The sequence below is a fragment of the Chryseobacterium echinoideorum genome (assembly GCF_007474535.1).
In the GTDB taxonomy this organism is placed as follows: Bacteria; Bacteroidota; Bacteroidia; order Flavobacteriales; family Weeksellaceae; genus Chryseobacterium; species Chryseobacterium echinoideorum.
The window spans coordinates 303,364-318,607 of the sequence record NZ_VKNW01000001.1; the positions used below are offsets into that span (position 1 = coordinate 303,364).

Annotated in this window: 6 protein-coding genes and 1 pseudogene; all 7 read left to right on the forward strand. The window is 38.0% G+C overall.

Translation table 11 applies throughout. The features are described 5' to 3' along the window. The first annotated feature begins 361 nt into the window (after window positions 1-361). The 7 genes and pseudogenes from FOL89_RS01245 to FOL89_RS01275 all read left to right on the forward strand — a co-directional run bounded on the left by FOL89_RS01245 (window position 362) and on the right by FOL89_RS01275 (window position 15,204). Window positions 362-3,151 carry a SusC/RagA family TonB-linked outer membrane protein gene (locus FOL89_RS01245; RefSeq protein WP_144281030.1) on the forward strand — a complete coding sequence of 930 codons (2,790 nt, stop codon included), beginning with the start codon at window positions 362-364 and terminating at the stop codon, window positions 3,149-3,151. Window positions 3,152-3,163: 12 nt separating this feature from the next. Further along, window positions 3,164-4,639, forward strand: a complete 1,476-nt coding sequence (locus FOL89_RS01250; protein WP_144281031.1) for a RagB/SusD family nutrient uptake outer membrane protein — start codon at window positions 3,164-3,166, stop codon at window positions 4,637-4,639. A 139-nt stretch (window positions 4,640-4,778) separates the two neighbouring features. Then, entirely contained in the window at window positions 4,779-7,256 is a 2,478-nt protein-coding gene (locus FOL89_RS01255) for a glycoside hydrolase family 31 protein (RefSeq protein WP_144281032.1), read from the forward strand. 3 nt (window positions 7,257-7,259) lie between these two features. Beyond that, window positions 7,260-9,416: a glycoside hydrolase family 97 protein gene (locus FOL89_RS01260; RefSeq protein WP_144281033.1), complete on the forward strand. Its 2,157-nt coding sequence runs from the start codon at window positions 7,260-7,262 to the stop codon at window positions 9,414-9,416. Between the two features lie 181 nt (window positions 9,417-9,597). Next, window positions 9,598-11,619, forward strand: a complete 2,022-nt coding sequence (locus tag FOL89_RS01265) for a glycosyl hydrolase family 95 catalytic domain-containing protein (RefSeq protein WP_144281034.1) — start codon at window positions 9,598-9,600, stop codon at window positions 11,617-11,619. Between the two features lie 215 nt (window positions 11,620-11,834). Next, window positions 11,835-12,545 (forward strand): annotated as a pseudogene (locus tag FOL89_RS01270) (IS982 family transposase); the annotation flags it as partial. A gap of 58 nt (window positions 12,546-12,603) precedes the next feature. Next, complete coding sequence (locus tag FOL89_RS01275) at window positions 12,604-15,204, forward strand: type I restriction enzyme subunit R domain-containing protein (RefSeq protein ID WP_449384931.1); 2,601 nt, start codon at window positions 12,604-12,606, stop codon at window positions 15,202-15,204. The last annotated feature ends 40 nt before the right edge of the window (window positions 15,205-15,244 follow it).

Here is a 15,244-nt window from a genome sequence, read left to right on the forward strand (position 1 = left end):
ACTTTTAGTTAACATATTGTTGACAATTGTTAATGATGGCAGATTTCAATTATGCTAAAGCAATATTTATTTTCACGATTTTCTATTACCATTTTTAAAAATAAATGGTATAATAAAAATTGTATTGACATCACTTTTCGTTTTTGCATTACAAATCACTCCGGTAGAAAAAAAGGAATTTTAAAAGGTAATGTAGAAAAATTTTCATCACCTTTTTTTACTCAGATTCTTCGCAGATTAGAGAACATATTTCTTGCAAGTACAAGGAACTGCTTTGTCCATTCATACAATTAACAATATTTTTTAATTAAATCATATTGCTTTTAAAAGAAAAATTACAACTATATAAAACCTTTTATAAATGAATTCAAAATACCTCAAAATTACAGTAGCCATAGCTGCACTATACTTTTCGGGAGATCTTTACGGACAGGAAAAAGATACTTTAAGCGAAAAGAAAATAGAGGAAGTAGTAGTTATAGGTTATGGTAAAGCTAAAGCTAAAGATCTTACCGGTTCGGTATCGGTAATTAATATGAATAAAGCATCAAATCAGCCTGTCGCAGATATAGGGCAGGCGATTCAGGGAAGAGCTTCCGGTGTTACCGTTATCAATTCTGGTGAACCAGGAAGTAACGTTACTTTTCGTATACGTGGAACCGGTACTATCAAAAATAATGATCCACTTATTGTCGTAGACGGTATGCCACTTAACGGAGGTTTAAATCAGATAAATATGAGCGATGTTGAATCAATAAATATCCTAAAGGATGCTTCTTCAACTGCTATTTATGGTTCTAGAGGGGCAAACGGTGTAGTTATTATTACAACCAAAAGAGGAGCAAAAGGAGGAGTTCTGAACTTTGATACCTTTACCGCAGTACAAACCGTTGCCAATATGCCAAAATTTTTAGACGCCTCTCAATATGCACAGCTCAATAATGAAATGCTTACAAATGCCGGACTTTCAACTAATCCGGAGTTTGCAGATCCAGCTTCTTTGGGGAAAGGTACAGACTGGCTCAAAGCGCTTTTTAGCCCTTCTATTATGTCGAGTTACTCTCTTTCATATGGAGATCGTAGCGAAAAAAGTAACTTGTACGTATCTGCAAGTTATTTTAACCAAAAAGGAATGGTACTAAACACTGACTATGAACGATTTATCGTACAACTCAATGGAGATACAAAGATCAAGCCTTTTCTTAAGTTGGGGAACAGTTTAAAAGTACAGCACGATGTAAAGAAAAAGGGAGAATATGATGTAAAAAATACCATGTTATCTTTACCTACCAGATCAATCTATGATGAAAATGGTAACTGGGCCGGACCCGGAACTAACCCAATGCTGTATGGTGATATTGATAACCCAATCGGAAAAGCAAGTTTAGTAGATAAATCTACCAAAGGATATAACCTTCAGGGAAACATCTATGGAGAAGTCGATATTTTGAAAGATTTAAAATTCAAATCATTAGGTGGTGTTGAAGTAAATATTTGGGATGACAGAACATGGTCACCAAAATATCAATGGGGCGTAAAATCTCAGGAAAACTCTTATTTGTATGAGGGAAATAACAGAAGTATCACCTTACTTTGGGACAATACCCTAACTTATGACAAAACCTTTGGAAAACATCACGTCAATGTGGTAGCCGGAAGCAGCTCACAAAGCAATCAATTTAAGTACCTTAATGCATCTGTACAAAAATTTGCCAGTGACAATACACAGCAGATAGACAACGGTACATTACAGCCTACACAACATGGGAATATGTCTGAATGGGCAATCATGTCATACTTAGGACGCGCCAATTACAGTTTTGCAGATAAATACTACCTTACTGCAACGATCCGTAGAGATGGATCATCAAGGTTTGGAAAAGAAAACAGATGGGGATGGTTTCCTTCTGCTGCTTTTGCATGGAGAATTTCTAATGAAAACTTTTTGAAAGATTCAAAAACCATCAATAATCTAAAACTTAGATTGGGATACGGGATAACCGGTAACCAGGAAATTGGCAACTACAGTTTCTCTTCATCTTATAATACCTATCTGTATAACTTCAACAATACTTATGTAGGTGCTGTACTTCCAACCATGCTTCCTAACCCGAATGTAAAATGGGAAGGGCAAGAACAGTTTAATGCCGGGATTGATCTTGATATGTTTAACAACAGAATTAGCCTTATCGTAGATGGTTATATTAAAAATACCAACGATATGCTTGTGCCCATGTCTGTACCTGTAACTTCAGGATACTCTGATGTTTATGTACCTTATACGAATGCGGGTAAAATTCAGAATAAAGGTATAGAGGTAACTTTATCAACTAAAAACTTTTTGAAAACAGACTTTAAATGGTCTACGGATTTTGTTTTTTCCTATAATAAAAATAATGTAGAAACTATCAATAGTGAAAATCCAATTTTAGTATCAAACACAGGTTTCAACAGCACTATAGGGCTTATTCAAGCAGGCTATCCTGTGAACGTATTCTACGGATATGTTACAGATGGTATTTTTCAAAATCAAGCTGAAGTAAACGCACATGCAGTACAAACACCGGGAACTAATTATGCTACGAGTACAGCTCCGGGAGATATCCGTTTCAAAGACCTAAATAATGACGGAGTTATTAATGACAAGGATCGTACATTCATCGGAGATCCCAATCCCAAATTTACATTTTCATTAAACAATACATTCACATATAAGAATTTTGATTTAACTATTTTCTTACAAGGATCCTATGGAAATGACATTTATAACGCCAACAGAATGTACACAGAATCTATGTCGGTGATTCAAAATCAAAGTACTGCTGTATTGGGTAGATGGAATGGCGAAGGAACTAGTAATTTTATACCTAGACCTATTTTTGGAGATCCCAATCAAAACTCTAGAGTAAGTGATAGATACATTGAAGATGGATCGTACCTTAAACTCAAAAACATTAATTTGAGTTATACTCTTCCTAAAGGAGTTTTCGGAGAAAATTTGAATATGGTAAAAATATTCCTTTCTGCACAAAACCTTCTTACCTGGACGAAATATTCAGGATTTGACCCTGAAGTTCCAGTAAATGGAATTGATAACGGAACTTACCCTATTTCACGAACAGTTTCTTTAGGACTAAACATAGCATTTTAAAATTTAAAAAAAATGAAAAATATAAAAATAGCAATATTTGCACTTCTTACCCTTACCTTGGTTAATTGTAGTGATGATTTTCTAGATAAAGTACAACCAGACACTATTAATACAGGAAACTACCCACAAACAGCTGAAGAATTGGTAACGGTAGTTAATGGTGCCTACCAACCTCTACAGCGCCCAAAACTTTACAATATGAGGATGTGGACCAGTGACATCTTTGCAGGAAACAGCATTGTAGGAGCTGGAGGCGGTGATGATGGGATAGAAACTACACAGCTTGCTAATTTCGTAGCAAGTACCGATAACCCTGGTGTACTAGATCTTTGGAGAGGACCATGGCCAGGAATTCTTTCTAGCAATATTATTATTAAAATTGCTCCTACTCTTAATATCAGTGAAGATATTAAAAACAGATCATTAGGTGAAGCTTATTTTTTAAGAGCTCATTACTATTTCATTCTCGCCAGATTTTTTGGAGATGTTCCTTTAATTACCGAGCCTCAAAATGCTGAAGGTGACCTCTATCCGGCAAGATCCCCAAAATCAGAAGTGTATAATCTTATTATCTCTGACCTAGAAAAAGCGATTGCCATGCTTCCTTTAAAATCTGAATACAGTAATGCAGACAAAGGAAGAGCAAGTAAAGGAGCAGCAATGGGAGCTTTAGCAAAAGTATATTTAACCTTAGGAAACTGGCAAAAAACAGTAGATTACACTACACAGCTAGAAACAATGGGTTACACTCTTAATTCTGACTATTCTGATAATTTTAATGTAAATACAGAAAACTCAATAGAGTCTCTATTTGAAGTGCAATATGCATCCAATGGAGGATATGATTTCTGGGGCGACCAAAATCAGGCATCTTGGGCAAGTACATTTATGGGGCCAAGAGGTTCTAATTTCGTCGGTGGCGGATGGGGTTGGAATCAGCCTACACAAGAATTTGTAAACAGTTATGAAGCAGGTGACATACGAAAGGCAAAATCTATATTTTATACAGGTTGCCCACAATATGACGGTAAAGATTACAGTGCCACCTATTCACTCACAGGATTTAATGTAAGAAAATTTGTTGTTCCACTTTCTGCATTCCCATCTTATGATAACAGTCCTCTTAATTTCCCGGTAATGAGATATTCCGAAGTTTTACTGATGAAAGCAGAAGCTTTAAATGAACTTGGGCAAACTACTCAGGCAGAAGCTCCTCTTAATTTGGTAAGAGCAAGAGCCGGGCTTTCTCCTGTTTCAGGTCTAAATCAGACCGCTTTCAGAGAAAAAGTGCTTCACGAAAGAAGAATGGAACTTGCTTTCGAAGGACAAAGATGGTTTGATCTTATCAGAGTAAATAATGGGCAGTACGGACTCAACTTTCTTCATTCCATTGGTAAAACCAATGCTACAACCAAGCATTTACTTTTACCGGTACCGCAGATTGAAAGAGATAGAAATCCAAATCTTACCCAAAATCCAGGATATTAACATCATATTATATTTTTTTAATGCGCCATGTTTTTTGCGTGGTGCATTTTTGTAATATAAATGACCAACTGAAACAGTCTATAATTATATCAGGATAATATAAAATTGGCTTTTTTAGCCATAGTAATACATTGATTTTATGAAAAATATAATATTAGCTTTCTTTTTAACATGCTTTTCATCGACTTTTTTTCATGCAAGTGAAGTTTTGTCTTATTCAAAAAAAGGGAATCAGGTAATTTTTAATTGTAAGGACGGTTCCAAATTATCCTTAACCATCAACAGCAATGCTGTTGTAAAAATATGGTACGACAAATCCGGAAAGCTCACCCGAAGCAATCCGTCTTTTGCGGTCGTTAATGATAAGCTTGAAAATATGGGTGAGGTAACTGTTAACGAAGAGACTTCCGCATACGAGATTTTTACATCAAAACTTCGTATACGGATCAACAAAAACCCCATGCAGCTTCAGATTTTTGATAAATATCAGAAGTTGATTTTCAGTGATTTCAAAGATCAGGGACATGTTTCCGATGCAAAAGCCGTAAAAGCTTACAAGGTTTTGCGCAACGATGAGCAGTTCTTTGGACTGGGCGAAAAAACCGGGACGCTGAACCGCAGAGGCAAGAACTACAAAATGTGGAACAGCGACAAGCCTTGCTACAGCGTTACCGAAGATCCCATTGCCAAGAGCATCCCATTCTTTATGAGCAGTTACCGCTACGGGATTTTCCTGGATAACACCTATAAATCCGAATTCAAATTCGGTACTGAGTCGCAGGACTATTATTCTTTTGAGGCTCCGGATGGCGCTTTCGTGTATTATTTTATTTATGGTAAAGATTACAAAGAAATTCAGCAGCAATATATTGCATTAACGGGACAACCAATTATGCCTCCAAAATGGGCGCTTGGTTTCGCGCAAAGCCGTGGACTTTATACAAAAGAGAATCAGGCACTGGAAGTGGCGGCAGAATTCCGTAAACGCAAAATCCCGATTGATATTATTTATCAGGATATCGGCTGGACGCAGAACCTTCAGGATTTTGAATGGCGAAAAGGCAATTACACCGATCCCAAAGGAATGCTCAAAAAACTGAAAGCGAATGGTTTCAAAATGATTGTTTCCCAGGATCCCGTGATTTCTAAAAAAGATAACAAACAATACCTCGAAGCCAATAAGTTAGGCTATTTTGTGAAAGATGTCCGTACAGATAAAGCTTACGAAATGCCTTGGCCATGGGGCGGCAATTGTGGCGTTGTTGATTTTACACTGCCTGCAGTGGCCGACTGGTGGGGCAAATATCAGCAAAAACCATTGGATGACGGTATCAGTGGTTTCTGGACCGATATGGGCGAACCAGCCTGGAGTAACGAAGAAGATACAGACCGTCTCAATATGAAGCACCATCTCGGGATGCATGATGAGATCCATAATGTTTTTGGATTAACCTGGGACAAAGTGGTAAAAGAACAGTTTGAAAAACGCAATCCCAACAGACGTATTTTCCAGATGACACGTTCTGCCTATGCAGGTTTACAGCGTTATACATTTGGCTGGACCAATGACAGCGGAAACGGAAACGATGTTCTCGACGGCTGGGCACAGATGGAAAATCAGGTCGCTGTGGGAATCTCTGCCGGATTAGGCGGAATTCCGTTCTGGACGACCGATATTTCAGGCTATTGTGGTGACATTACAGACTATCCGGCAATGGCAGAACTCTATACAAGATGGATGCAGTTTGGTGTCTTCTGTCCGCTAAGCCGTGCACACCACGAGGGCGATAATGCTGTAGAACCATGGATGTTTGGCGAAGTAGCAGAGAAAAATACAAAAGCTGCCATCGAGCTGAAATACCAGTTGTTTCCTTATCTTTACACCTACTCTCGTAAAGCGCACGATACCGGACTGCCGATTACCAGAGGATTGTTTATGGAATATCCTAATGATACAGAAGCGGCAAAGATTGATAATCAGTTTATCTTCGGAGAAGAGTTACTGGTTGCTCCGGTTCTCAAAAAAGGCGAACGTGTAAAAAGAGTTTACCTGCCCGATGGCGAGTGGATCGACTTTAATGATAAAAAAACAGAATATCTCGGTGGCCAGACTGTGGCTTACAAAGCTCCACTTAATACAATCCCGATTTTTGTAAAAAAAGCATCCATTATCCCAATGATGCCTGTGATGCAGTACATCCACGAGAAAAAAGATTATCCTGTTTTCTTTCATATTTTCCCGAATTATGAAGATGAAAAAACAAGTTTCAGCCTTTATGAAGATGATGGCGAAAACCAGGATTACCTGAAAGATATTTTCTCGAGAACCAACATTGTCTGCACCACAAAAGCCGCAGGTTACGATATCGAAATCTCGCCGGAGGACAAAGGTTTCCACCAGTCGGACAAAAGGAATTTTGTTTTGAGCATTTTAACAGAGCAAAAACCCAAAAGCGTTTTGGTCAACGGAAAAGAAATCTCTTTCTTCGCAGTTGATGCGCTGGATATCGAAAAAGATACCACCAAAACCCAATGGAGCTGGGACGAAAAAGGAAGCAAGCTCCTCATCAAAATACCTGATAACAGAACTAAAATAAATATTAACGTTAATAATTAGTAAATGAAGAAGTTTTTTTTAATTGTAGCATTATTTCTCGTTGGGCTCGTCGCGGCTCAAAAACTCCAGTCGCCAGACGGAAAATTCGTCATGAATTTTTCTGTTCAGAACGGTGGCTATCCTTCCTATCAGTTGAATTATAAAGGAAAAGAGATTGTAAAACCGAGCAGGCTTGGGTTTGTCCTTACAACCAAAGATGCTCAGGCAAACGATCCTCGAAATTTTTTAAATAATAATTTTGAAGTTGTTGGCTCAAAAACAGCCACTTTCGATGAAACCTGGCAACCGGTTTGGGGCGAGGAAAAAAGCATTAGAAACCATTATAACGAGATTTTAATCAGTCTTAAACAAAAAGGGACAGACCGCTTAGTAGATATCCGTTTCCGTTTGTTTGATGACGGTTTGGGTTTCCGTTATGAGTTCCCTCAGCAAAAGAATTTGGTTTACTTTACGATAAAAGAAGAAAAAACCCAGTTTGCTATGACGGGCGACCACACGGCTTATTGGATTCCTGGGGATTACGATACGCAGGAGTATAACTATACAACGTCTAAACTTTCCGAAATCCGTGGGTTGATGGAAAAATCTTATGAAAAAGGGAATGTTTCCCAAACTTCATTTTCGCCAACAGGTGTTCAGACTTCATTAATGATGAAGACTAAAGACGGTGTTTATATCAACCTTCACGAGGCTGCTTTGATCGACTATTCTTGTATGCACCTGAACCTTGATGACAAAAATATGGTTTTTGAATCTTGGTTAACACCGGATTCTCACGGAGACAAAGGCAAAATGCAGGCGCCACGCCACACACCTTGGAGAACGGTTATCGTCAGCGATGATGCACGAAATATTTTGGCTTCCAAAATGACTTATAACCTGAATGATCCAAGCAAAATCACCGATACATCTTGGATTAAACCAACCAAATATGTTGGCGTTTGGTGGGAAATGATTTCCGGTAAAAGCAGTTGGGCTTATACCGATGAATATCCTTCCGTACAGTTGGGAATTACCGATTTCACAAAAGCAAAACCAAACGGAAAACACGGTGCCAACAATGCCAACGTAAGAAGACACATAGATTTTGCTGCTAAAAATGGTTTCGATGCTGTTTTGGTAGAAGGCTGGAATACCGGTTGGGAAGACTGGTTTGGTAATGACAAAGATTATGTATTTGATTTTGTAACGCCTTATCCCGACTTTGACATTGTTGCATTGAATGCCTATGCCCATTTAAAAGGCGTAAAACTGATTATGCACCACGAGACTTCCGGATCTATCAGAAACTACGAGCGTCATATGGATGCAGCTTACAAACTAATGAACAAATACGGTTACGATGCTGTGAAAAGCGGATATGTAGGAAACATCCTGCCTGTAGGCGAAACACATTACAGCCAATGGACGAACAACCACTATCAATATGCGATAGAAAAAGCTGCGGATTACAAGATTATGGTTAATGCTCACGAGGCGGTTCGCCCAACAGGTATTGCGAGAACGTATCCAAACCTTATCGGGAATGAGTCTGCTAGAGGAACAGAATATCAGGCTTTCGGTGGTGAAAGAAACAATCCAAACCACGTGACTATTTTGCCATTCACCAGATTAATTGGTGGTCCAATGGATTACACGCCAGGGATTTTCCAGATGGATGTAACTAATGGTTCCCACGTTAATGCAACTATCGCCAACCAATTGGCACTGTATGTTACCATGTACAGCCCATTGCAGATGGCAGCAGATTTCCCTGAAAACTATGAGAAATTTGCGGACGCTTTCCAGTTTATCAAAGATGTAGCTGTGGACTGGGATGAGAGCAAGTACCTGGAAGCAGAACCGGGACAATACATTACCGTTGCCAGAAAAGCTAAAGGTTCTGACAAATGGTTTGTAGGGAATGTAGCAGGTTACACGCCATTTACATCAAAAATTTCCCTGGATTTCTTAGATGCCGGTAAGCAATATATCGCAACCATTTATTCTGATGCTAAAGATGCAGATTACCTGAAAAATACGCAGGCTTATAACATCCGCAAAGTGGTGGTAACTAAAAAATCAAAACTGGAGCAGGTGTCTGTTGCAGGTGGAGGTTATGCCGTCAGCATTGTTCCTGTAAAAGATAAAGCAGAAATAAAAGGCCTTAAATCATTGTAATAAAGTCTTATAAAGAATTTAGTAATGGTTTAAAACCTTAATCAATTGATTATTACTTCGGCTCCGCTTAGGTTGACATTTTGATATTTTTTATGATAGATGGTCAGGTTAAACGGAGCCGTTTTTAATATAAAATTAAAGCAAACAAAAGCTCAATATTATAATTAATAAAAACTGAGATATGAATAAAAGATTCGGGATTACACTTTTTTTGGTTTTATTTTTAACGGTCAATAGCTTTGCGCAAAGCCAAAAATCGCTGTGGACTATAGAAGCCAAAAATCCGGATAATTACGTCGGTGCGCCTATTGCCAGCGGGAAAATAGGGATTGTTCCCTGGAAAGAGCCTTTCTCTGTGCAACACGTGATGCTGAATCACGTTTTCGATATTGGTGATGCCGGTGTTAATCAGGCATTGCAGGGCATCAACCCATTTCATCTTGAACTGTTTCTTGATAAGCAAAAAGTAGAGATGAGCTCCATCAAACAATGGAAGCATTCTTTGGATTTAAAAAAAGCGACGCATACCACATCATTCATCATTCCCGGAAAAGCTGAAGTCCGCTATACGATTACGGCTTTACGCAATCTGCCTTATTCCGGATTAATCGAGGTTGAGATTAAGGCACTGGATCAGATTCAGATGCAATGCTTTAATCAGATGGATATTCCCAATTCATACATCGATGTTAATAAAAGATTGATCGAAGCCAATGTAGGACTGGATGGCGGAAAAGAAATGATCCTGCAAGCCGAAGCCCAATCTGCCCAGAAAGCCCATAAAGTGGTAGCATCGTCAGAATTTTTGTTCGATCATAAAAAACTGACATTCAGAAATGAAGATCAGGTTAAAAATAGCATCGAGGGAAATTTGAAAAAAGGTGAAACCGTCAAGTTTTCATTGGTAGGTTCTATTTGCACTTCCCGAGATTTTAACGACCCAAAAAGTGAGTCCGAGAGAGAAGTAATCTATGTTTCTTACTTGGGGACAGACCGTATTCTGAAAGAGCATTACGCCCTTTGGGAAGAACTTTGGAAAGGCGATATTGAGATTGAAGGCGATGATGAAGCCCAACTGGTGGCAAGATCGGCTTTGTTTAATCTGTATTCCAACGCGTTGGAAAATTCGAGGTTGAGCATTTCTCCGATGGGATTATCCGGGACGTTTTATAGCGGTCATATTTTTTGGGATTCGGAAATCTGGATGTATCCGCCGATGTTGTTTATGAATCAGGGCATTGCCAAATCGATGGTTGATTACCGCACAGACCGCCTAAAAGCAGGCGAAAACAGAGCGATGTCTTACGGCTACAAAGGTGCGATGTATCCTTGGGAATCGGATGATAAAGGTGAAGAAGCAACACCAATTAATGCGCTCACAGGTCAGTTTGAACATCATATTACGGCAGATATTGGCATAGCTTTCTGGAATTATTACCTGATGACCCAGGACAAAGACTGGCTAACCAAAGAAGCTTATCCTGTTATGCAGAAAATTGCAGAATTCTGGACTTCCAGAGCCAGCAGAAACGAGGACGGAAGCTATTCTATCAAATACGTGATTGGTGCTGATGAATATGCCGAAGGTGTGGACGATAATGCCTATACCAATGCTGCTGCTAAAAAAGCCCTGGAATATGCTGCCAATGCCGCTGTAATTGTTGGGAAAACCGCTCCTAAAATCTGGAAAGACATCAGTGATCATCTGGTGATTACCAAAATGAGCAATGGTGTAACGCAGGAGTACAAAGGCTATAAAGGCGAGATGATTAAGCAGGCAGATGTCAATCTTTTGGCGTACCCTTTGGGAATTATTACCGATGCCAATCAAATCAAAAAAGACCTCGAATATTATTCTGCAAAAGTGGATAAGGACCACGGTCCGGCAATGACATTTTCGGCTTTTTCCGTACAATATGCAAGATTAGGCGATGCGGATAAAGCGTATGCGATGTTCAAAAAAGCGTATCAGCCCAACCAAAGACCGCCGTTTGGCGTTTTGGCAGAAACACCATCCAGCTCCAATCCGTATTTTATGACGGGAGCAGGTGGTATTTTGCAAGCCTTCATCAACGGTTTCGGAGGACTTGATATTACAGAAATAGGAATTATACAACACAAAACTGTTCTTCCTAAACACTGGAGAAAGCTGACTATAAAAGGTGTGGGCCCAGAAAGGAAAGATTTTACTGTTTCGCAATAATTTAATTAAAGATAATAACTTTAATGTATGGGCATCAAACCAAAAAGTACATTAATAATGAAAAGCGAACAAAAAGTCTTAAATAAAAGATTCTAAAGCAATTTCAAACATATTAATGTTATTAAACCTGTTGTGCATTTAGGAATTAAACAATAAAAGATTGTTCATTTGGTTCAAAAATCGTATATTTATTTGACTACCAATCATTTAAATACATGAACAATCTTATTCAAAACTACAAAATTATTTTAGAAGAATTGATAAATACTTGCAGTCATATTAAGACTAAACCTCAGATCAGAGTTCCAAAACTTTCTGATTTACAACTTGTAGCTTTAAATATTACAGCAGAATATATGTCGATAAACTCTGAATTACAACTGTTTAGATACATTTCAAAAACAGAATTAGAACAAAAAATAGAAAGAAGCGTTTATAACAGAAGAAAGCGAAAATTGTTTTTCTACTTAGAAGAAATACGCAGAGTTTTGAGTGCAAAGTTTTCTGATTTTACAGATGTTTTCGTTGTTGATTCAACACCATTGGAGATATGTAAAATAAGTAGGGCAAATCGCAGTGGAATTTGTTCCACAGAAAATATTCGTCCGGAATTTGGATATTGTGCTGCACAAAAAACACGATATTTCGGCTATAAATTACATGCTGTCTGCGACAAAAACGGTGTTTTTCATTCCTTCGATTTTTCTCCGGCAAACGTTCATGACATAAATTATCTGAAGGATATAAAAGAAAACTTCAAAAACTGTTTACTGATAGGCGACAGAGGATATATTAGCGAAAAATTAAGGGTTGATCTGTTCAATTACTCAAACATTAAACTTTCTGTTCCAATGAGAAAAAATCAACATGAATTTGTATCGTTTTCGAAAGTAAAATCTAAAATTAGAAAACGGATTGAAACAGCAAGAACTGGTTGGCAAAAGGCAGAAATACCAAAATAACAAAACCGTTTATTCCCTCCTAATGCAGTATGCAGCAGGATTTGGAAAAAGTAATATCATTGGCTGGACAGCACTCCAACTCAAAGACCTCCGCAAAGAGGGTGAATATGTCTATGATAAAGTGATGTTGGTAGTGGACAGGTTGCAGCTTCGAAATCAGTTAGATTCCAAACTGCACAATATGAATATTCAGAAAGGAATGTTCATTGAAGCTACTGACAAGAAAAGTTTCATGACTGCCCTCAGCAGTGACAAACGCATAGTGATTGTAAACCTACAAAAGTTCACTTCAGTTGATAAGATTCTGGATTCTTCTGTAGTGAAGAAGCTAACCAAAATGCGAATTGCTTTTTTGATTGACGAAATCCACAGAAGTAATAGTGGTGTACAGCATGAAGAAATGATAAGCGTGTTTGACGAACTACAAAGCAGCTTCGATCAAAGTAAAGATTATCAACAGAAACAAACAAAAAAGAATCTCATCGTAGGTTTCACCGCTACTCCTAGCGACCATACGCTAGCCCGTTTCGGAGAATTTAATAAATATGCGGAATCTGAGAAAATCTGGATTCCTTTCGATAGCTACACCATGCGGGAAGCTATCGAAGATGGATATATCCTTAATCCAATTAAAGGGATAGTACCTGTTTCGGCAAAAATGTATTTTGAGATTCCTGACAACGAACTGGAGGGTTTTGAAAGTGATTTGGGTTACGGCTTTGAAGAAATACCAGATGATACCGATACTGGCATAGATGAATACGGAAAGAAATATGCCATCCGTAAAAAGAAAATTTATCTCAATACACAGCGTATTGAAGCCATATCAAAGTTTATTGTACAACGATTGGTGAGCTCTGTTTACCACAACATCAGAGGTTCAGCCAAGGCAATGTTGGCCGTTTCTTCTATTCCGGCGGCGATCAAGTACAAAGGTTTCATTGAAAAGCACTTTGCCGAAATTGTAAAGGAGAAGAAATACGAACGCTTTGAGGAAGCTCCTATCTACATTGTTTATTCAGATAGCCAGGAACACCGAAGCGCAAGCGGTCTTAATGGAGGCTTGAGCGAAGAAAAAGTACTCCAAAACTTCGCCATTAAAAAGAATGGCTTAATAATCGTGGTTGATAAGCTGCAAACAGGGTTTGATGAACCGAAATTACACACTCTCTTTTTAGACAAAGAAATTAGAGGTATCAATGCTATTCAAACTATTTCAAGAGTCAACAGAACCACTAAGAATAAGAACGACTGTAAAATAATTGATTTCTCATACAAGAATGTCAATGTAAAGAATATTAAAACAGCCTTTGAGCATTTCAGTAATGTAGTTGTATCTGATTTTGACCCATTAGGTGATGAAGAAAAGTTGGAAGACTTGTACAAAGAATTGAATACACATTCAATATTTAAAACTCATTTTCCAAAGTTTAAAGATTACCACATTTCAAACCCTAATGTATCACTTATTGTCGCTCTGGAAGATGCATTGGACGAATACATCCGCAATCAAAAAGACGAATCCAAAAAGCTCAAAGAAAAAGTATTAGGATATTTCAAAATACTCAACCTCATCGAGTTTGTCATCCACATAGACCCAAGGTATAATGAGAAGTTATTGTTAGACTTTTGGCGTAAGTACAATATGCTCTATAATCAAATAAACAAACAAGATGAGATTATTGATGATGTTGAAATCTATTTCGATAACCGCATCGGAATCATCGCACCCAAGGATCTGAAGGAAAATGATAACAAGCCTAAGAATCCAAACCCGACCAATCCAGGCCAACCCAATAAATACAAGTACAACATTCTTAAAGTCATTGAGAAACGTAATCAGGAAGAAGAAGCTATTGCAGAACTAATAACAGATTTTGAGAAGAAAATAACCTCCCTATTTGTATTCATCAAGCAGGATGAAATTGGTCAGCGTCTTATTGCAAAAATCAATGATGATGGCTCTGCCTTTTCACAGGACGAAATCTACTTAGACTTCACAAAGATGTATCGTAAGTTCACTCTTAAGAATAAAGACTTAGGAGATTTCTTCATTCGTGAAACGAAAGATATCCTAACACAGCTCTGTGATGATTTCGAAAGAACCTTACAAGAAGGTCAGAAGCAAAAGCCAATAAAAGAACAAGTAGAAGGTCACATCTATATTGATACAGTAAATATACAGCTGGCAGAATCTGTATTTGAGGCTTATGCTTCCTTTGCTGAGGCTTTGGGTTTCATCCTCACGGATGAAGGAACATTTGAAAAGGGCTCTTGGATAAAGAAGGGTATTAAAATGGTGCAGGATTTTTTCAAGAATGAAGAAGTAAAGGAAATCTACCAGAAAGGAAAACGTAGCTTAGAGCTCGCACATATTGAAAAAGTACAGTCCGAAATTGATGGTCTTAAAGTAGGTGCAGCTGCACAGTTATTGGCGAGCGTGAAGGATACTCCGAATGTAGTTTTGAAATTAGGGTCTATTGTAATGATAAAAGCAGTTACAAATGGCCAGGAACAAATACTAATCTTCGATCTAACAGACGAACAACGTCAGAACCTTGAAAAGAATGTTTTTCTTTTGAATCAACCTAATGAACTATTAAAATATTTAAATGAAGGATAAAATGATACGAATGGATTGTTTTCAATTACTTGACCTAATC

Bases quoted from the DNA above. Each gene is read 5' to 3' on its own strand.
- FOL89_RS01245 (WP_144281030.1), top strand. From the start codon at position 362: ATGAATTCAAAATACCTCAAAATTACAGTAGCCATAGCTGCACTATAC.
- FOL89_RS01250 (WP_144281031.1), top strand. From the start codon at position 3,164: ATGAAAAATATAAAAATAGCAATATTTGCACTTCTTACCCTTACCTTG.
- FOL89_RS01255 (WP_144281032.1), top strand. From the start codon at position 4,779: ATGAAAAATATAATATTAGCTTTCTTTTTAACATGCTTTTCATCGACT.
- FOL89_RS01260 (WP_144281033.1), top strand. From the start codon at position 7,260: ATGAAGAAGTTTTTTTTAATTGTAGCATTATTTCTCGTTGGGCTCGTC.
- FOL89_RS01265 (WP_144281034.1), top strand. From the start codon at position 9,598: ATGAATAAAAGATTCGGGATTACACTTTTTTTGGTTTTATTTTTAACG.
- FOL89_RS01275 (WP_449384931.1), top strand. From the start codon at position 12,604: ATGCAGTATGCAGCAGGATTTGGAAAAAGTAATATCATTGGCTGGACA.